The organism is Occallatibacter riparius, from assembly GCF_025264625.1.
Taxonomy (GTDB): Bacteria; Acidobacteriota; Terriglobia; order Terriglobales; family Acidobacteriaceae; genus Telmatobacter; species Telmatobacter riparius.
Window position 1 is genome coordinate 3673980 of record NZ_CP093313.1, and the last position, 19471, is coordinate 3693450.

The following is a 19471-nucleotide window of genomic DNA, read 5'->3' on the forward strand; positions in this document are numbered from 1 at the left end:
TTTATAGTTCGCTTGCTCACACGCTCCCACTCCCGCGCAGCGCGAAGCGAAATCTCTCCCATCTCAGGGGTCTCTATGCCTCCCATTTCTCGTCGTGATCTTCTCTCCTCCGGCCTTGCACTCTCTGCCTCCTCTCTGCTCGCCCGCTCTGCCTGGGCGCGCACTGCCGCTGCCTTTGCGGATGCAACCAACGCGGCAGCGCTGCCCGCTGTCGCCCCTCGCGAGCAGCTCCTCTTCGACTTCGGTTGGAAGTTCACCTTCGGCCACGGCTCCGACCCCGCGAAGGACCTCGGCTTCGGCGTCGATCAGGGCGACTTCGCCAAGACGGGCGACTTCAAATTCGCCAAGTCCGGCTACGACGACTCCAAGTGGCGCTCCTTGAATCTCCCCCACGACTGGGGCGTAGAGCTGCCCCTCGTCCACGACGACGAGCTGATGTCGCACGGCTACAAGCCCCTCGGCCGCCGCTACCCCGAAACCAGCGTCGGCTGGTACCGCCGCGAGTTCGAGGTTCCCGCTGCCGACAAGGGCCGCCGCACCTGGGTCGAATTCGACGGCGCATTCCGCTCCGTCATCGTCTTCGTGAATGGCTGCTTCATCGGTCGCAACGACAACGGCTACGCGCCCTTCCGCTTTGACCTCACCGACTTCCTCGCCTACGGCGAGAAGAACTACATCGTCCTCCGCGTCGACGCCAGCTTCGGCGACGGCTGGTTCTACGAGGGCGCCGGCATCTATCGCCACGTCTGGCTCACCAAGATGGACGCCGTCCACCTCGGCAACTACGACAGCTGGATCCGCCCCACGCTCAACGGCAACGCCGCGACTCTCGCGCTCGCCACGACCGTGAAGAACGACAGCGCCGCGCCCGCCAATGCCAAAGTGACCTGGAAGATCCTTGATCCCTCCGGCAAGCAGGTAGCTACCGCCGAAGCAGCCGCGCAATCTATCGCCGCCGACGGCTCCGCAAACTACACTGCCACGGCCAAGCTCTCCGCTCCCGCTCTCTGGTCTGTCGACACACCCAATCTCTACACCGCTATCGTCCGCGTCGAAGCCGACGGCAAAACCCTCGACGCTGAGAAGGTCACCTTCGGCATGCGCACCGCGCAATTCACTGCGGACAAGGGCTTCTTCCTCAATGGCAAGCCGCTCAAGATCCAGGGCACCTGCAACCACCAGGACCACGCCGGCGTTGGCGCGGCTCTGCCCGACTCGCTCCAGTGGTTCCGCCTCGCTGTTCTCAGGGAGATGGGCGGCAACGCTGTCCGCACCTCGCACAACATGCCCACGCCCGAGTGGGTCGAAGCCTGCGACCGCATGGGCATGATGATGATGTGCGAGACGCGCCAGATGAGTTCCAACCCCGAAGGCATGGCGCAGCTTGAAGAGATGGTCAAGCGCTATCGCAACTCCCCATCCATCATCCTCTGGGGAATCGGCAACGAGGAATGGCAACTTCAGAACACTATGTCTGAGCAGGGCGCGCGCATCGGCGCCGATATGGTGCGCCGCTGCCACGAACTCGATCCCACGCGCGTCGTCTCCGCCGCCGTCAATGGCGACAACGAGAAAGGCGTCTCCACCGCGCTCGACATCATCGGCTTCAACTACAACCTCAAGTTTCCCGACAAGTACCACGCCGGTCATCCCAAGATGGCCTGCTATGGCTCCGAGACATCGAGCGCCATCGGCACTCGCGGAATCTACACGACCGACAAACTCCGCAACTGGGTCAACTCCTACGACGGCGTCGTGCCCTGGGGCGAGACCGCCGAAGAATGGTGGAAGTTCTATGGCACGCGCGACTGGCTGGCCGGTGGCTTTGCCTGGACAGGCTTCGACTACCGCGGCGAGCCCACTCCCTACAAGTGGCCCTCCATCAACTCGCAGTTCGGCATCGTCGACATGTGCGGATTCCCCAAGGACAACTACTTCTACTACAAAGCCTGGTGGGGCAAAGAGCCATCGCTGCACCTCTTCCCTCACTGGAACTGGGAAGGCCGCGACGGCGAAGAAGTGAAGGTCTGGGTCTACGCCAACACCGACGAAGTAGAACTCTTCGTCAACGGCAAGAGCCAGGGCAGCCAGAAGGTCCCGCAACTCGGCCACGTCGAATGGAAGGTGCGCTACGAGCCTGGGTCGATTGAAGCGCGCGGCTCGAAAGGTGGCAAGGTCATCCTCACTGAAAAGCGCGAAACCACCGGCGCTCCCTCGCAGATCCGCCTCACGCCTGACCGCACCACCATCAACGCCGATGGTGAAGACGTCGCCGTCATCAAGGTTGAAGCTCTCGACAAGGAAGGCCGCTTCGTCCCCACCGCTGACAATCAACTGTCCTTCAGCGTCTCCGGCGAAGGCCGTCTCATTGGCGTCGGCAATGGCGATCCCAACTGCCAGGAGAGCGACAAGGATCCAAAGCGCTCACTCTTCAATGGCCTCGCACAAATCATCGTCCAGTGCACAAAGCACGCAGGCGACATCCAAGTCGAAGCGTCAAGAGACCCCAAGGCCGAAGACCGTGCAGAGCTGATGCCCGCAAAGCTGACCATCACTACACGCCAGGTGGAATTGCGCCCGGCTGTGCCCGTCACGGGCGCTCACGAGTAGCACAATCCTTCCGTGCCCCATCGACGAGTCTTCGTCGATGGGGCACGGGCGACAGGGTGGGAAACCACAACTCCCACCGCCTTTTTATTAGTCCCCGACCACCCCAATCGATTTACTCAAGCGCTTTACGAATTCCTTACGAATCCTCCCCGAAGTCCTTACACACATCGCCCCTACACTCTCCAGCATGACGGGATTGTTATTAGCCGCGATTCATGTGCTTGAAGTCATCTTCTTTGTCGGACTGGCGGGCTCAGCCATCGTTGTCCTGATCAGCTTCGTCGAGGACTTCGAGGTCCTCCTGCATCGCGACAAACCCAAGGCGAGACATCGTGAACAGACCGACGCGCCCCAGACGCACCCAGGCGCCCTCCCCAATCTGTCCTAGAAAATTCTCGATACGGCTGGGGCGCTGGACGGTGTACCTGAATGGGGGCCTCCGATTTGGCGCCATTTTTTGCGCCAGAATCTCTTCGCATCAAGATCAGCTAGGCAGCTCACGCACCGTCGGTGCCGCCGCGCGCGCATCCTCCTGCGCCTCAATGACCGGCTTCAGCGGAATCCAGAAGCGAAACGTCGCTCCTTCACCCAGCGTGCTCGCCGCCTCAATCGCGCCACCATGCGCTCTCAACAGTGCACGCGCAATGGCCAGCCCCATACCCGATCCCTTCCCGAACTTCGCCGCTCTGCGCCCGCGATGAAACTTCTCAAAGATCAACGGAAGATCGGCCGGATCAATCCCCGGCCCGTTATCGCGCACGCTGAATTCAAGCCGCTCCTCCGCACGCTTCGTGCTGAGCACAATCCTGCTCCCCTTCGGCGAATACCGCGCGGCGTTCTCAAGCAGGTGCCGAAGCACGCGCCCCATCAAACGAGCATCGAAGAGCGCTGGCGTATCACCATCACCCGGCTCGATCTCCACAACATGCCCCTGCAGCGCCGACCGCGAGTGATCCGCCGCATTGCGCAACAGCGAAATCGGAAGATGCGGCTGCTCGTTGATCTTCAGAACCTTGCTGTCAATCTCCGCCATCTCCACCGCTTCGCCAATCAGGTGGTCGAGCCGCGAAGCCTCTTCATCCACAATCGCTGCCAGGTCCAAGCGCGTGGCATCATCCAACCCGATGGGCTCCATCAGCGTTGTTGCCGCCGCGCGTATCGAGGTAAGAGGTGTCCGCAGTTCATGCGTGAGCGAGTCGATCAGCGCCCCACGCAGTCTCTCGCTCTGCCGCGAGGCCTCCAGCCGCGCATTCGCCGCAATCGCCATCGCGCGCGTCAACGCAATCGCCACCTGTGCGCAGACGGCCGTGGCCAGTTCGCGCGACAACGCCTGCGGCCGCCACGCCAGCGCGCCCACCGATCGCGATCCCACCAGCAGCGCATGCGCTTCAAACTCGCCCTCCAGCGTGCTCGCCGCACTCTCCGCGCGCGCCTGCTGACGCATCGCCGCTGCAAGCTCATCCCCAATGCCTTCTACCGATGCGTGGAACTTCTCCTGGTCACGCATGTACAGAACCACGCGCTCCAAGCCAAAGGTCCGTTCCAGCAGCCCCGGCAACTCCTGCGTCAGAGCCGCTGCATCCTCGCGCAGCATCATCTCCTGACTGAGCGTGTAGAGCCGGTCGATCTCCGCGCGCCGCTGCTCTGCCTGTTGCGCCTCTCTCCGCGCCCGTTCCGACACACGCCCCGCCACCAGCGAGCTCGCCACAAACGTGATCACCGCCACCCATTCCGCGCCGCTTGCAATGCGGATACTGTGATACGGCGGCAGAAAGTTGTACTCAAACAGAAACGCGCACAGCAGCGCCACATACAGCGAGATACGTATGCCCACGCGTGTCGCGGTCCACACCACGATCACCAGAAACGTCAGTCCTGCCGTGGTCGAACTCGCTCCCAGCGCGTCCATGCTCAGCGTCAGCGCGATCGCTGCCAGCGTAGCGCCGGCTGCGCGAAGCAGAGTCCGCGAATCCAGTCCAATCTTCATTCCTATGCAAAGGAATCATACGCGCTGAACTTCGCGCGGACGATAATGTAAGCTGCCCATGGAACCCCTGATGACGCCAAACCGCATCCTGGTCATTGACGACGAGCCCCAGATCACGCGCGTGCTGCGCGCGGCGCTCGCGGCGCAGCGCTTCGAGGTGCGCACCGCCAACGATCCCGAAGAGGGCCTTCGCATCTTCAACGAGTGGCAGCCCGACCTTGTCGTCACCGACCTCATGATGCCCGAGATGAGCGGCGTCGAACTCTGCCGCGCCATCCGCTCCAACTACGAAACCCCCGTCATCGTCCTCAGTGTCCGCGAGCACGAGCAGTCCAAGATCGAAGCCCTCGATGCCGGCGCCGACGACTACGTCACCAAGCCCTTCAGCATTCAGGAACTGCTTGCACGCGTGCGTGCTCATCTCCGCCGCGCGCCCGAGCGCATCTCAGCGTCCGTTGAGGCAGGAGACTTCGTCGTCGATCCCGACGCCCACTCCGTCGTACTCAACGGCAAGGCCGTCCACCTCACCCCAACCGAGTTCGACCTGCTGTTCTATCTAGCGCGCCACGCCGGCAAGGTTGTCACCCATCGCAACCTGCTCCGCGCCGTCTGGGGCCCTCAGGCCACGCAGCAAAACGAGTACCTCCGCGTCTTCATCGGCCAGCTCCGCAAGAAACTCGAAGCCGACACCGGCAAGCAATACATCCAGACTGAACCCTGGGTCGGCTACCGCTTCCTCCCCGAAGGCTTCCCCGAAAAAGACCGCGACGACTAACTGAGTCGAGCCCACGACCTCCCGTGCCCCATCCTGTCGCCTGCCCGGGGTCCCCATCGACAGCTCTTCGCCGATGGGGTGGTTGCGGGCCGACAGGGTGGGAGACCACGAACCCCGTCCAGACGCTCTTGTCTTTGCCATTGCACTTGCTTTTCTTGCTGCCATTCCGAAGGGAATCTGCTTTTACTCCGTCGGCCCATACTTCCGGATCAACTCGTCCGCCTCCGCATACCCAGTAGGCACCTCAATCCCCACGGTCGACGCCCCCGCCTTCAGCAAGGGCTCAACCCACTCCGGAGTGCGCCGCCTTTGCCAATACGAACTTGTGCATGCGCGAATCGCGAGTTGCAACGCGGTGAGGCCATCGCCGTCGCGAGCCTCAAGAGGAGCGCCACGCGCGATCAGCAGCCGCATCGTGTCAGAGTTTCCATGCCATGCTGCAACGTGAAGAGCGGTGGAGTTACGCGGCGTGCCAAAGTAGGCATCGCCGAAGTAAAGCGCATCCGCCTGCACCCCCACATCCAGCAGGCACCGAACACCCTCCGTGTTCCCCACGCCCGCAAACGCACCAAGCAGATCGCCTTTGTGCACCTCGAACATCGCTCTCGCCCCTGGGTCTGTCTTGAGCAACTCCTCGGCCCGCTCCCGATCCGCCAAAGCGCTCGCCGCCGCAATTCCATCAAAGCCGCGCAACTGCGTGTCGACCCCGCGCTCCGCCAGCAGCTTCAGCACATCGCCGCGTCCGCGCCGCGCCGCCATTTGCACAGCGTTGCCGCCGTCGTGCTTGTTGGGCAGCAGCGGATCGCCGCCGTTGTCCAGCAGCAGCCGGATGATCTCAATCCGGTTGTCCCTCTGCACCGAGTGCTGCAGAGCGCTTGTCCCCCAGTGCGGAATGAAGTTCGGATCGCACTTGTACTCCAGGGCAAGCTGCATTCCCTCGTAATCGTGCCAGTCCGCTTTGCGACAGAGGATCCACGCCTTTCCCCTTTCATCCACCTTGCCGCTCTTCAATAGGATCTCGAGCACCGTGTTGTCGTAGCCTTCCGGCACATGATACGGAGTCTCCCCGTCATTCGGATCCGCGCCGCGATCCAGCAGCAACTGCGTCACTCCCGGATGATGCGCAGCCCCCGCCGCGCCGTACAGCGCCGACTCCCACACTTCAGGATCTCCCGCGCGCCACGGCTTCTCGTACCACCCTGCGTTCGGATCAGCCCCCGCGTCCAGCAGCGCTCTCGCCGTGCTCACGAACGCATCACTGCGCGCCGCATCCAGCCGCAGATACCGTGAGAAGCACAAATGGCACAATGCATCCCAGCCATAAGGGCCGCCCTTCTGCGTCGCCAGCGAACCATCCCGCGCAACAAACTCGCGCACCGCGGCCTCATCTCCCAAAGCCGCGGCGGTGAAGATATTCGCGCCAGCCACCTGTGGATAGCGCGCAACGATCGCGTTGGCCTCGTCCAGCGTTCCTCCTGAATGCGACGTGCCATCCCGCGGCACCAGCGCCGCTCGCAGAAACGCGTCCACCGGATCCGCCAGATCTGCGATGTCAGCCGCGATCCGCAGCCGCTCAACCTCGGCCGCAAACTTCGGCCAGCTCTCAAAGCCGTGTTCGCGCGCCAGCACCAGCTGCGCATCGGCAAGTGCGACGCGCCCCTCCGGCGTCTGCGGATGGTGCGCTCGCACGCGCGCCAGCGCCTCGGCATCGTTGTTGCGGCAGGCGCGCGCCAATTCCTTAGCCTGCTTCTTATACTGTTCGAGATTCGGACGGACGGGGAGTTGCTTTTCAGGCATACGAAGCTCCTTTCGGCATCGCCCTCAGGTCCGCATCGACGGGCGAGAAAGAAGTTTCGTTGTCTTGGCTTGCAGTAAGGTGGGCACGGCCCTTTCCGCGGACTGGATGCGCCCTTCGCGCTGAAACCAACATACCCAGCCCCTCCCGCCGCGTCAAGAACTCAGAAATAGTTGCGGGACCCCACCCTGATAGCGTTACAGTTCTTAGCTGACAGAATTGACGGGGGTTTTACCCGCCGTACCGCACTAGACTCGGTACCGGGGATTCTGCCGATCGTCAGTTGTTTCTATGCCGCAAGGGAGAACGTTATGGACCTGAAGATGCACGCTCGGGAAGTTAAAGGAATCATGGTCATCGACCTTGGTGGCCGCATTGTCATGGGCGAAGCATGCGCCGCCCTTCGTGACGAGATCCGCGATCAGATGAGCCATGGATTTAACAAGATTCTGCTCAACCTGGCCGACGTCAGCTACATCGACTCCGCTGGCCTCGGCGAACTGACCGGCGCATACACCAGCTCCAAAAACCGCGGCGGCCAGCTGAAGCTCATGAACCTCACCAAGCGCGTTCATGACCTCATGCAGATCACCAAGCTCTACACGGTCTTCGATGTCTACGACGACGAGGCATCAGCCGTCGCATCCTTCGCCTCATAAGGCAGACCCGGCGTCCCCCGCCGGGTTCGTCCTTGAAAACTGATTCGACCTATCGCTCGTTCATTTCTTCGCGGGTGAAGTGTCGGCCTGCTCTGATGTGGCGCAGGTTATCCATCGTTGCTTCAAAAATGCGATCGTCCCCTTCACCCGTAGTAAATCGGACGAGCCATTCGCGGAAAAACGTATTTAGTGTCTTCCCCTGTGCGCGGGCCATCTCGCGTGCTTTCTCGATCAGGTCGTGATCCGCGCTGAGTGTCACGTTCTTCATACGCAATTCAGTGTAGTTGCATTCGTCCACCGCCGATCCTCGTTAAATTAGAACAATGCCCCAGCTCGCCACACAGTCCGAGTGGAAAAGGGAACTACGCGCCATGACCGCGCTCGCCCTCCCGGTCGTCCTCAGCGAGCTCGGCTGGATGCTCCAGGGCATCGTCGACACCATCATGGTTGGCCATCTCGGCCCTGAAGCCATCGGCGCCGTCGCCATTGGCAACGCCGTCTACTACGTCCCCTCCCTCTTCGGCATTGGCCTGCTGCTCGGCCTCGACACTCTCGTCGCCCAGGCCTACGGCCGCGACGACCACGACGCCTGCCACCACTGGCTCGCCCAGGGCGTCTATCTCGCCTTCATCGTGAGCCCGCCGCTCATGATCCTGCTCGCCGTTGCCAGCCTGTTCTTCGGCCACGTGGGTATTCACGCTGAAGTCGCCCTCCCCGCCGGAATCTACCTGCGCGTCATCATCTGGGGAACCCTCCCCCTCCTCCTCTACGGAGCAGCTCGCCGATACCTCCAGGGCGTCGGACAGGTCCGCGTCGTCACCGTAACCCTGGTCCTCGCCAATCTCCTCAATTGGCTCGGCAACTGGGTGCTCATTTACGGCAAGCTCGGCGCGCCCGCCATGGGTGTTCCCGGCTCCGCCCTTTCCACCGTCTTCGCCCGCATCGGCATGGCAGCGGCCCTCCTCGGCTTCGCCTGGCGCTACGAGCACAGCCGCGGACATCCGCTCTTCGCCCGCTGGGCAAAACCGAGCCTGCTGAAAATCAAGCAACTGGCGCGCCTCGGCGCTCCCGCAGCCGGCCAGATCGTCGCGGAAGTCGGCGCCTGGAACCTCGTCACCTTCGCCGCCGGCTTCCTCACCCCCGTCGAGCTCGCCACCCACACCATCGCGCTCAGCTATGCCAGCCTCACTTACATGGTGCCCCTGGGCGTCGGCGCGGCCGCAGCGGTCGGCGTCGGCCATGCCATCGGAGCCGAAGATCGCCCCCGCGCTCGCCGCGCCGGCTGGCTGGCCCTCGCGCTGGGCATCAGCTTCATGTTCCTGGCTGGAATCGTCCTCTTCCTCGCGCCTCGTCCCCTCATCGCCGTCTACACCACAGATGCGCGCGTCATGGAGACCGGCCCCACCCTCCTGCTGATTGCCGCCGCCTTCCAGATTTTCGACGGCGTCCAGACCGTTGCCACCGGCGCACTCCGCGGCCTGGGCGAGACACGCGTGCCCATGATCGCCAACCTCATCGGCTACTGGCTCATCGGCCTGCCCCTCGGCTTCGTCCTCTGTTTCTGGTTCAAACGCGGCGTCTTTGGTCTCTGGATCGGCCTCACCCTGGCGCTGATCATCATCGCCGCGATCTTGCTCCATCGCTGGAACAAAGACAGCTCCGCACAACGCTCCACTATCCAGGGGCAGCATTCGCTTCAATAATGCTTGATTCGGATAAGCTCCATCCTGCGCGCCAGGGAGAATCGCGCGCAGGATGGAAGCACAAGCCTGAAGCTAGTTATGTCCGAATTGAAGGTGGGCACGCACGCCGGCGTGATCCGATGGCCACAGTCCACCGGTCTTATCCTGATGTGCCGCCCCCGCCTGGCTCAGATTCAGCGGCCGCACGTTCCCCTTGGTCCAGATGTAGTCGATCCTCTGAAACGCAGTGGCGTTGTTAGCGCTCGAATCGAGCAGCGGCCACGTCGGCGCAGCAGCAGCATTCGGATAGCGGGTCCACCACGCATCAGTGAATCCAAGATTCATCATCTCGTGCCACGTCGCGATGCTGGCGTCCTTCCCCAGCGCGTCCGCATTGAAGTCCCCGGCGATCACCACCGGCATATTCGTGTTGGCTGGCCCCGTCGCCAGTTCATACGCCTGCGCCTCCTGGATCAGCAGCGTCGCTGGCGCCTGCGCAACATAGCTCTCCAGGTGCGTCACAATGAACCGGAACGGCTGTCCGTGCAGCGTCACATCCGCCGATCCCCACCCACGCGTCACGTTGAACGAGCCTCCCGGAGTGCTCACGGGCAACAGCGTTGGGAAAATGCCCCACTGCACGTTCGCGATGCCCATCCCAGGTTCATCACGGGCCAGCATCACATCCGTGTCCTGCAGAAAAACGTAGTTGGTCAAGTCCGGCAGCGGCCCCGCCAACTGAAACTCCGGAACAATCCCGACAACCTTGTACTTCTGCCCCTGCGCGGCCAGCGCCGCCACCAACTCCTGCAGCATGTCGTAGCGAACCACAGGGTTTGAAGGAGGACCGACAAGCCACGTGGACACCTCCTGCAAACCCACCAGGTCAGGCTGGTTGATCGCAATCTGGTGAGCCACAGCCTGCATCCGCAGCGGGGGATTGCTCGCGTCTACAGCGTTCAGAGTGATCTGGACCGCCGCCACAAACTCCGCCGGAGTCTGCGCGGAAAGCACTTCCAAGAAATCCGAGCCCTCGTTGACGTTGTAGGTCATTACCTTGACCGTGCCATTCTGGGCAGCCACGGGCATGACCAGCAGGGCCGCAACAGCAAGCAGCCCGAAGACGCGATTCCATCTGGAATACCGCTGCATTCGATCCTCCCATTTGGGCAAGGGTACGCTCCAACGGCTCTAAAGAATAGGTTATTAGCGTCGTGTATGGGAACGCCCCTCACCCGCTACCGGTTTAACGCTCCTGCAATTTCACGTCAGTAATAGCCATCACGTCAATGGGTGATCTGCTCCCAATCATCCCGAAAGAACGTGCAACTTGCGATACGTTGTCTTAAAATATGGGAGACGGAGTAGTAAGTCTCGAGATGCCACGCTGCCACGTCGCACTCCGCAAGTGACTATAATCACATAGGAGCTACAAGGTACTCTCCGCAACGAATCTCATCGGAAGGGAATCCCGCCCAAATGGCGACTGGAGACCTGGTCCTGGGTCAAGAACAGGGCCGCACAGACGCGCGCCAGCGCGTAGTTAACGACTTCAGCATCAACGTAGCAACGGTGAACGGGTCCGGCTCGCAATCCGCCAATAGCGTACTGCTGAAAAGCATCTTCGGAATGGGCGTTCCTGTCAGTGGCAAGAACCTCTTCCCGTCGAACATCGCCGGACTTCCCACCTGGTACACCATCCGCGCCAGCAAAGACGGGTACGTCGCCCGCAAGCGCGATACCGAAATCCTGGTGGCCTTGAACCCCGAAACGGCGAAAGACGACATCCTCGGCCTCCCCGCCGGCGCAGTTGCCATCTACGAGGAGAACCTCAACCTCGCCCAATATCGTAACGACGTCGTCTGCTACGCCGTCCCCTTCGACAAGATCACTGCATCCGTCTGCCCTGAGGCCAAGCTCCGCAAGCTCGTCAAGAACATGGTCTACGTGGGCGTCGTCGCGCAACTCCTGTCCATCGACCTCGACATCGTCGAGAAGTCGGTTAAGAAGCAGTTCGCGAAGAAGCAGAAGGTATTTGATCTCAACTTCGGCGCAGTTAAGGCCGGATGGGACTTCGCCGCCCAGAAGCTCGTCAAGCACGATCCCTTCGTGATCGAGCACATGAACGAGACCGCCGGCAAAATCATCATCGACGGCAATGCCGCCTGCGGCATGGGCTCAGTATTCGCGGGCGTCACCGTCGTCGCGTGGTACCCCATCACTCCGTCCACGTCGCTGGTCGAAGCCACCACAGACATCCTGAAGAAGTACCGCGTCACCCCCGAGGGCAAGGCCACCTTCGCTGTCGTTCAGGCTGAAGACGAGCTCGCCGCTATCGGCATGGTGCTCGGCGCAGGCTGGGCTGGCGCTCGCTCCATGACCGCCACCTCAGGCCCCGGCATCTCCCTCATGGGCGAGTTCGCCGGACTCGGCTACTACGCCGAAATCCCCGGCGTCATCTTCGACGTGCAGCGCAGCGGCCCCTCCACCGGCATGCCTACCCGCACCCAGCAGGCCGACGTGCTCTCCACCGCCTTCCTCTCCCACGGCGACACCAAGCACATCCTGCTGTTCCCCGGCTCCGTCAAGGAGTGCTTCGAGTTAGCCGGTGAGGCCTTCGACATCGCTGAGCGCCTCCAGACCCCCGTCTTCGTGCTCACCGATCTCGACCTCGGCATGAACAACTGGATGTCCGACCAGTTCGAATATCCAACCAAGCCCCTCGACCGCGGGAAGGTCCTCACCAAGGAAGATCTGGACAAACTCGGCAGCTTCGCACGGTACAAGGACGTCGACGGCGATGCCATCGGCTGGCGCACCTTGCCCGGCACCATGCATCCCAAGGCTGCCTACTTCACCCGCGGCTCCGGCCATAACGCCAGCGCCGGATACACGGAGAAGCCGGACGAGTACCAGTACGTCGTCGATCGCCTCACCCGCAAATTCGAGAGCGCACGTACCATAGTTCCCGCTCCGCAGATCGTAAAGAACGGCACGTCGAAGGTCGGCTTCATCGCCTACGGCAGTTCCGACTACGCGGTGCTCGAGAGCCTCGACCAGATCAAGGCCGAGTACAAGACCGACGTCGACTACCTCCGCGTCCGCGCCTATCCGTTCGCGCATGAGATCCACGACTTCATCGCGTCGCACGAGCGCGTCTACATCATCGAGCAGAACCGCGATGCACAGATGGAGAGCCTCCTCAAGCTGGACCTTCCAGCCGACCAGGTCACCAAGCTGCGCTCCATCCTCTACTACGCCGGCCTGCCCCTCGACGCACGCAGCATCACCGACGAGTTCGCCACGAAGGAGGGCCTCTAATCCATGGCAACCGCGACACCCACTCCTAAGACCAATCGCATCGGCCTTCCCATCCTCGAGTACCGTGGCGGCAAGTCCACGCTCTGCGCCGGCTGCGGCCACAACGCCATCTCTGAGCGCATCATCGACGCCATGTACGAAATGGGCGTAGAGCCCGAGCGCGTCATGAAGATGAGCGGCATCGGCTGTTCCTCCAAGAGCCCCGCCTACTTCATGAGCCGCGCGCACAGCTTCAACAGCGTGCACGGCCGCATGCCCTCGGTCTCCACCGGCGCGATTCTTGCGAACCACACCATGACGACCATCGGCGTCTCCGGCGACGGCGACACCGCCTCCATCGGCATGGGCCAATTCGTGCACCTGCTGCGCCGCAACCTGCCGATGATTTACATCATCGAGAACAACGGCGTCTACGGCCTCACCAAGGGCCAGTTCTCCGCGACAGCGGACCTCGGCTCCAAGCTCAAAACCGGCGTCATCAACGACCTTCCGCCCATCGACACCTGCGCCCTTGCCATCCAGCTCGGCGCAACGTTCGTTGGCCGCTCCTTCTCCGGCGACAAGAAGCAGCTCCTCGCCATGCTGAAGGCCGCCATCGCGCATAAGGGCACGGTGATGCTCGACGTCATCAGCCCCTGCGTCACCTTCAATGATCACGAAGGCTCCACCAAGAGCTACAAGTTCATGCAGGACCACGACGAGCCCGTCGCCGAAATAGGGTTCGTGGCCAGCTTCGACGACATCGAAGTCGACTACGACTCGGGCCAGGTCTACGACGTCGAAATGCACGACGGCTCCAGCCTGCGCCTCCGCAAGCTCAAGGACGACTACGACCCCACCAGCAAGGCGAACGCCGTCCGTACGCTGATGGAGGCGCAAGCAGACCAGGAAGTCCTCACCGGCGTCTTCTACATCGACACCCAGAAGCCCAGCTTCATGGACCTTCTGAACGTCGTCGACCAGCCCCTCGGCACCCTCCCAGAATCCCAAACCCGCCCCCCCAAGTCCGCCTTAGAGCAGCTAATGGCGAACCTGCAGTAGGGCAGGGAACAGGCACTAGACAACAAGGCCCCGCAGCGATGCGGGGCCTTTCATTTATCCCTCACTCAGAAGGCTTAGTGCACGAGCATGTGAAAGGGCATGACTTCAGTCGTGCCGATAAGGGCCCCTCCTCCACAGACCTGTCATCCCGAGCACAGCGAGGGATCCGCGGTTGCTTTGTATTACTTCCGACCAGACGGCGATACTTCCGCTGGCGATACCTCTTCCGGGCTGTAAAATGTAGTCAATTCAGCGTCCGAGGAAAGCAATGGGGACAGTCCGTGAGTGGCTAGAAGCGCTTGGAATCGGAATTCCCTGGGGTGCGTTCATGGCCTGGTGGGACGCGCATGATTTGACCGAGAGTCTTCCACGTCGAGAGCGCGTTTGGCGTCTGGTGCACTGGGCACCGATGGGACTCTGGTTTGGTCTCTTGACTACTTTCGGATGGCGGCGAGCATTTCATCCGCCACTATTGTTTATTTCAGTCGGACTGCCCCTTGGCACGTTCATCGTGACAAGGGTTTTACGCGGGAAGCGCCGCGTCGTGTCGAACCGCGTTTGAAAATTCACACTGCAGGGGTTCCCCGGGTCTCCGGTTTTGGGACCTGGGAAACCACAGACTCACCCCAGCCCTCCGAATTACTTTTGAATATCAGAGTCCCAGCGCACTCAACCCAGGATGATCATCCGGCCTCCTGCCGAGCGGCCAGTGAAACTTCCGATCGGAAGCCTTGATCGGGAGTTCGTTAATGCTGGCATGCCGCGCAGACATCAATCCATTCTCATCGAATTCCCAATTCTCATTACCGTAGGCGCGGAACCAGTTGCCCGAATCGTCATGGCACTCGTAGGCAAAGCGCACCGCGATCCGATTCTCACGAAATGCCCATAGTTCCTTGATCAGGCGGTAGTCCAACTCTCGGATCCATTTCCGAGTGAGAAAACCAACGATCTGTTCTCTTCCCGTTGGAAACTCCGCTCGATTTCGCCATCGCGAGTCAGGAGTGTAGGCGAGAGAAACCTTCTCCGGGTCTCGCGTGTTCCACGCATCTTCAGCCAGGCGGACCTTCTGGATCGCAGTCTCCAACGTAAACGGAGGCAGAGGGGGACGTGAAGACATCAGGTGTGCTCCTTCCCATTCGGGGTGAACTTCAGTTTCCAGTTCGGACGCGCGCCTTCTCCAATTCCTGGCGCAATGCCTGATTCTCTTTTTCGAGAACGTCAATCCGTTCCTCGATCCCGTGGACAGCCTCGCGAATCTCTTCGGCGGTATACCGCGGAGTTATGTGCTGGGGACAATTCCAGTCATAGGCGTCAACGTGAATGAGGAACACCCGCTCAATCACCGCCTTGTATCCCGGCATCCGGACGCGTTCGATCCATTCGCTCGCTGCTTCTCCTTCAAGCACATCGACACGCCCCAGAATCTTGAGCCGCGCCTGGCGGGGATAGTCGACCAGGATCATGGCCACCCTGTTATCGGTGAGCAAATTTCCTGTACTGATGAACTGCTTGTTGCCCCGGAAGTCACCCAATGCCAGCGTGTGATCGTCGACCACCTTGAGAAATCCTTTTGGGCCGCCGCGATGTTGAACGTACGGCCATCCCGTTGCGCCTATCGTCGCCCAGTAAAAGCTGTCCCGCTCAGCGAGGAACTCGATCTCAAACTCGGTTAGGTGAGCGGAGGAGTCATCCGATTTCGAGAACCTCTCATACTGTCGTCGACTGCCGTATCGCTCCTGGAGTTCTTTGACGACCGGCGTGAACAGCAGCGAACCAAAGCTCATAACACCTCACGGGATCGGGGCAGGGAAGATGGCCCCGGTCTAACAGCGCGAAATGCCGCGTATCGAGAAGATGCGTTTCGACGCTGGTCGATCCTTTATGTGGAGTAGCGCCCAAGATCGGCTACCGGGGTGGGACGCCAACCGGGCTGTCGGCTCCGTGCGCATCGCGCCCAGAGGAAGGCAGTTTCTCGACGGTCTTGTCTTCTAAATGGCTCTATATAAGATATTTACACGCACAAGGATGTAGGGACAAACCGAAGACTTCAGCGAGGCGCCGAAGCCGTGATCTTGACCCCCATCCCATTCAGCTTCGTCCGCGCCTGTGCCGCTTCCGGCGTTTGCGGATGCTTCCGGATCAGCGCCCGCAGCTCCTCAATCCCCGGATTCCGCTTGTTCTGAGCCAGCAGCGAGAGTCCCTTGTGCAACTGCGCCGCGGGAGCCTTGTTGCTGGTCGGAAATCCCTCTAGAACCGAGTTGTACGACTTGATGGCATTGCCGTAATCCTGCTGCCGGTACGCAATCTCGCCTAGGTAGAACTGTGCCTGCCCCGCCAGGTCATCGTTTGGGTAGTACTGAATGATGTCCTGGAACTCGCCCTGCGCCACGTTGTACTTTGCGCTGTTGAAGTCGCGCACCCCGGCCTGAAACGTGTCCTCTAGTGGAGGCGCTGCGTTTGCCGCCGGACCGGCCTGCGCTCCCGGACCCGGCTGTCCGGCTCCCCCCTGCGGAGCCCCCTGACCACCCGGCGCCGGCTGCGCGTTCTGCAACTGCGTCTGGATCTGGTTCAGCGCGTCCTGCAGCTTGCCCACACGCGACTTCAGCTCATCCACCGAGTCGTTCAGCGACTGCACTGAAGCCGCGCTCGAGTCGATCTTGCCGCTCATCGCCTCGTTCTGCGACGCCAGCTTCTGTTGCAAGTCAGTCACCGCAGCCGACATGCGATTGGCGCTGTCGGTGCTCTGCTCCACCAGGTGCTGAATCACCCCAAAGCGCGAATCCATCGTCGATTGCAGACGCTGCACCATGTCCAGCAACTGCTGCACCTGGGTCTGCAGTTCCACAATCTCTTTCGAGACCGCGTGAGCGCGAACCGGAGCGAAATTCACCGTGGCGGCAAGAACAGCGATGGCCAGAAGACGGGTAGAGAACTTGCGAATCGAATGCATGCATTCACCTGCTTGGTGCCTGAAAGTTGTGGCAGCGGAACGTGACGCGCAGATTGCCAGGTATCAGTATAAAAGCCGCGGTCCACGCGCTCGCTAAAGAGGCGTGGACCGCTCCCCCATGGACCGTCGCGAAGCCGATGCTCCGCTCACATCGATAGACGGGGCAGCAGCGAACCGCCGCCCTATCCCGCCGGTCTACTTATCCAGCGCGAAGCCGGCGCGGCGATTCTGCTGCCAGCACTCTTCGGTGGACTCGCTGCAGAACGGCTTCTCCTTGCCGTAGCTGATCACGCGCAGCCGGGTTGCCGCCACGCCGGCATTCACCAGCGCGTTGCGCGCAGCCTCGGCGCGGTTCTGGCCCAGCGCAAGGTTGTACTCGTTCGATCCCCGCTCGTCGCAATAGCCGCCGATTACCACCTTCACATTCGGGTGGCTGTTCAGATAAGCCGCATCCTGCGACAAAGTGCTCTGCCCGTCGGCGCGGATGTCCGCCGTGTCGTAGTCGAAGAAGATGTCGTGCACACTGGCGCGGAACTCTTCTTCCTCGCTCATCGTGTTGCTCGGCACCGCCACAGCGGGCTTCTGCTCCACAGTCACGCGGGCGGTGGCATCAGCCGTGCCGCCTTCACCGCGAGCCACCAGGTGGTAGCTGGTCGATGCGGTGGGCGAAACCGACTTCACGCCCGACGTCGGCACATCGCCGAGGCCGTCGATCGAAACGCTGGTAGCGTCCGTCGTCTTCCATGTCAGCTGAACCTGGTCGCCTGCCGAAATGCTCGAAGGCGTAGCCGTGAGCTGAGCAGTTGGAGCAGGTGCGGCCGGCGGAGCCTCTGCTGCTGGCGGCACGGGCTTTTCCTTCTTCTTGCAACCAGCAATGGCAACCAGGGCGACAAGCAGAAAAAGCGGAACGACAAGACGAAATGTTTTTTTCAATTTGCACTCTCCTTCGGCGGATGTTAAGGGAGCAACTGTTTCAGAACCGACCATGTACAAACCTGTTATGGGCGATGAGAGACCAACTGCCTCAGCGAACAGGGGAGCGGCCCGCGCCTGGACGGATTCAGGAGCTGCATGATTTAGAGCTTGCGCCCGGCCCATGGAACTAATCAGAACGACACACCCATCATAGCGCTGGCAACTGTATGTTGTTGCAGTAAACGGTGCGGAGCTGCCCGCGGATGAACCTTTTCGCACAGGGTATCAATCGAAGGTTCCTGCAGGTCCAGAATGTGACACGCGGAACAAGTTTAGCCAAGGCAGGGCACGTCCCTGCCTCAGCGCGAAGCCTCTACTTCCAACTCCAGTTAGGCATGAAGTTCTCGCCGCCGTGCGTCAGCTGCTGCTGCTGCGTGCCATCGGCCAGCATCGACCAGATCTGCGCCTTGTGACCCACCGTGCGCTCAAACACAATATGCCGCCCGTCGGGCGACCACGACGGAAAATCATTAGACCCCGAATCATGCGTGAGCTGCATCCAGCGCTTCGAGGCAATGTCCATCACGTAGATGTCCTGCCCGCCCGGCGCGCCCGGCCCGTACTTGCGATTCCAGCTGAACGTCAGCATCGCGCCATTCGGATGCCAGCTAGGCGAGATCGCGTACCCGCCGTCCGTCATGCGCTGAATGTTAGAGCCGTCCTGATCCATGATGTAGATCTGCGGCAGCCCGGTCCGCCCGCTCACCCATGCGATTTGCGCGTTGGTGCGGGGGTTCCAGGTGGGAGAGACGTCGGGTTCGCGGAACGACGTGAGCTTACGCAGATTTCCACCGCTCGCGTCGGCAACCCATATCTCCGGGTTCCCGGTTCGTCCGGACGAAAAGGCGACCTTCGATCCATCGGCTGCCCATGCTGGCGAGAAGTTGTTGCCACCTGCGGACCCTCCCGGGAAACTCACAATCCGCCCAAGCTCGAGCGAATACATCCGAATCGCCCACCCGTCCTTGCCCAGGGAACAAAACGCAATTCGGTTGTTGTCCGGTGAGATGCGGGGAGATATCGAAGTGCTGCCCAGATGTGTAACTTGGTGCTGATTCTGCCCGTCGTAGTCCATCGCCCAGATCTCCTTCGTCCCTGTCCTGTTGGAAACAAAGTAGATCTTCGTCTCTGCAATACCGTTAATCCCGCCGCCCAGCCGCTCGATAATGGCGTCGGCAAAGCGGTGCGCCACCGTCCGCGCCATATCCTGGCTGGCCGCCTCGTTGTACTGCTGCGTCAAAACCTGCGGGCTCTGCGTGTTGCGCGTGTCGTCCAGAAACCCAGTTACAGACAGCCGCCCGTTGTTGCTCTGCAGTGCGCCAAACGCCACCATCTCCGCCAGCGCAGGAGCAGCCGACCACTGCCCGAGATTCATCTCCTGCTGCGATCCCGGCGTCCCCTGCGGCGCCATCGACTTCGACACCAAATCGAAGATGCCCGCATTCTGCAAGTCGCTGAACAGCGTAGCGTCGAACGTCGCCTTCAACGCCGGCGTCTGCGGGTCGGCGCCCACGGGCTTGAAATCAGCCGCGCCCAGCCGGATGCGCGCATTGCCCAGGTTCGTTCCGGCGTGAACCCAGTCCTGGGCATACGTTGGAGCGGTAAGAAGAATCAGGGCAACAAGCGTCAGAAGAAACAGGGGAAACTTCTTCATAGGTATTCCTTCCTGAAAT

Annotated in this window: 16 protein-coding genes; 7 read left to right on the plus strand and 9 right to left on the minus strand. The window is 61.4% G+C overall.

The annotated features are described in order from the left end of the window. Positions 1-75 precede the first annotated feature (75 nt). Together galA and MOP44_RS14865 are read left to right on the plus strand one after the other, a co-directional pair. Positions 76-2610, plus strand: a complete 2535-nt coding sequence (gene galA / locus MOP44_RS14860) for a beta-galactosidase GalA (RefSeq protein ID WP_260790791.1) — start codon at positions 76-78, stop codon at positions 2608-2610. A 187-nt stretch (positions 2611-2797) separates the two neighbouring features. Beyond that, the gene (locus MOP44_RS14865) at positions 2798-2998 is read left to right on the plus strand and encodes a hypothetical protein (RefSeq protein WP_260790792.1); all 201 of its coding nucleotides are present in this window, start codon (positions 2798-2800) and stop codon (positions 2996-2998) included. Between the two features lie 96 nt (positions 2999-3094). On the opposite strand, the gene MOP44_RS14870 is transcribed toward MOP44_RS14865, so the two are convergent. After that, entirely contained in the window at positions 3095-4597 is a 1503-nt protein-coding gene (locus MOP44_RS14870) for a sensor histidine kinase (protein WP_260790793.1), read from the minus strand. Between the two features lie 58 nt (positions 4598-4655). On the opposite strand from MOP44_RS14870, the gene MOP44_RS14875 reads away from it, so the two are divergent. After that, a complete protein-coding gene (locus MOP44_RS14875) occupies positions 4656-5372 on the plus strand; it encodes a response regulator transcription factor (RefSeq protein ID WP_260790794.1) in 717 nt (238 codons plus the stop codon). Positions 5373-5555: 183 nt separating this feature from the next. Here MOP44_RS14875 and MOP44_RS14880 read toward each other — a convergent pair whose 3' ends face one another. Beyond that, positions 5556-7169 carry an ankyrin repeat domain-containing protein gene (locus tag MOP44_RS14880; RefSeq protein WP_260790795.1) on the minus strand — a complete coding sequence of 538 codons (1614 nt, stop codon included), beginning with the start codon at positions 7167-7169 and terminating at the stop codon, positions 5556-5558. Positions 7170-7478: 309 nt separating this feature from the next. Here MOP44_RS14880 and MOP44_RS14885 point away from each other — a divergent pair, with 309 nt between their 5' ends. Next, positions 7479-7826: an STAS domain-containing protein gene (locus tag MOP44_RS14885; RefSeq protein WP_260790796.1), complete on the plus strand. Its 348-nt coding sequence runs from the start codon at positions 7479-7481 to the stop codon at positions 7824-7826. Positions 7827-7875: 49 nt separating this feature from the next. Here MOP44_RS14885 and MOP44_RS14890 read toward each other — a convergent pair whose 3' ends face one another. Beyond that, positions 7876-8094, minus strand: a complete 219-nt coding sequence (locus tag MOP44_RS14890) for a hypothetical protein (RefSeq protein ID WP_260790798.1) — start codon at positions 8092-8094, stop codon at positions 7876-7878. A 55-nt stretch (positions 8095-8149) separates the two neighbouring features. On the opposite strand from MOP44_RS14890, the gene MOP44_RS14895 reads away from it, so the two are divergent. Further along, the gene (locus MOP44_RS14895; protein WP_260790800.1) at positions 8150-9529 is read left to right on the plus strand and encodes an MATE family efflux transporter; all 1380 of its coding nucleotides are present in this window, start codon (positions 8150-8152) and stop codon (positions 9527-9529) included. A gap of 72 nt (positions 9530-9601) precedes the next feature. Here MOP44_RS14895 and MOP44_RS14900 read toward each other — a convergent pair whose 3' ends face one another. Further along, positions 9602-10660, minus strand: a complete 1059-nt coding sequence (locus MOP44_RS14900) for an endonuclease/exonuclease/phosphatase family protein (protein ID WP_260790802.1) — start codon at positions 10658-10660, stop codon at positions 9602-9604. A 327-nt stretch (positions 10661-10987) separates the two neighbouring features. Between MOP44_RS14900 and MOP44_RS14905 the strand changes: the two genes are divergently transcribed. Both MOP44_RS14905 and MOP44_RS14910 read left to right on the plus strand, forming a co-directional pair. Further along, positions 10988-12829: a 2-oxoacid:acceptor oxidoreductase subunit alpha gene (locus tag MOP44_RS14905; RefSeq protein ID WP_260790804.1), complete on the plus strand. Its 1842-nt coding sequence runs from the start codon at positions 10988-10990 to the stop codon at positions 12827-12829. A gap of 3 nt (positions 12830-12832) precedes the next feature. After that, positions 12833-13870 carry a 2-oxoacid:ferredoxin oxidoreductase subunit beta gene (locus MOP44_RS14910; protein WP_260790806.1) on the plus strand — a complete coding sequence of 346 codons (1038 nt, stop codon included), beginning with the start codon at positions 12833-12835 and terminating at the stop codon, positions 13868-13870. 652 nt (positions 13871-14522) lie between these two features. Here the strand turns inward: MOP44_RS14910 and MOP44_RS14915 are convergent. The 5 genes from MOP44_RS14915 to tolB form a co-directional block, all read right to left on the minus strand. After that, positions 14523-14990 carry a nuclear transport factor 2 family protein gene (locus tag MOP44_RS14915; protein ID WP_260790808.1) on the minus strand — a complete coding sequence of 156 codons (468 nt, stop codon included), beginning with the start codon at positions 14988-14990 and terminating at the stop codon, positions 14523-14525. Positions 14991-15021: 31 nt separating this feature from the next. Then, positions 15022-15657, minus strand: a complete 636-nt coding sequence (locus MOP44_RS14920) for a pyridoxamine 5'-phosphate oxidase family protein (RefSeq protein WP_260790810.1) — start codon at positions 15655-15657, stop codon at positions 15022-15024. A gap of 263 nt (positions 15658-15920) precedes the next feature. Further along, positions 15921-16823 (minus strand): tetratricopeptide repeat protein, encoded by a 903-nt coding sequence (locus MOP44_RS14925; RefSeq protein ID WP_260790812.1) that lies wholly within the window; start codon positions 16821-16823, stop codon positions 15921-15923. Between the two features lie 195 nt (positions 16824-17018). Further along, the gene (gene pal, locus MOP44_RS14930) at positions 17019-17756 is read right to left on the minus strand and encodes a peptidoglycan-associated lipoprotein Pal (protein ID WP_260790814.1); all 738 of its coding nucleotides are present in this window, start codon (positions 17754-17756) and stop codon (positions 17019-17021) included. Positions 17757-18111: 355 nt separating this feature from the next. Then, positions 18112-19452 carry a Tol-Pal system beta propeller repeat protein TolB gene (gene tolB / locus MOP44_RS14935; protein ID WP_260790816.1) on the minus strand — a complete coding sequence of 447 codons (1341 nt, stop codon included), beginning with the start codon at positions 19450-19452 and terminating at the stop codon, positions 18112-18114. Positions 19453-19471: the final 19 nt, after the last annotated feature.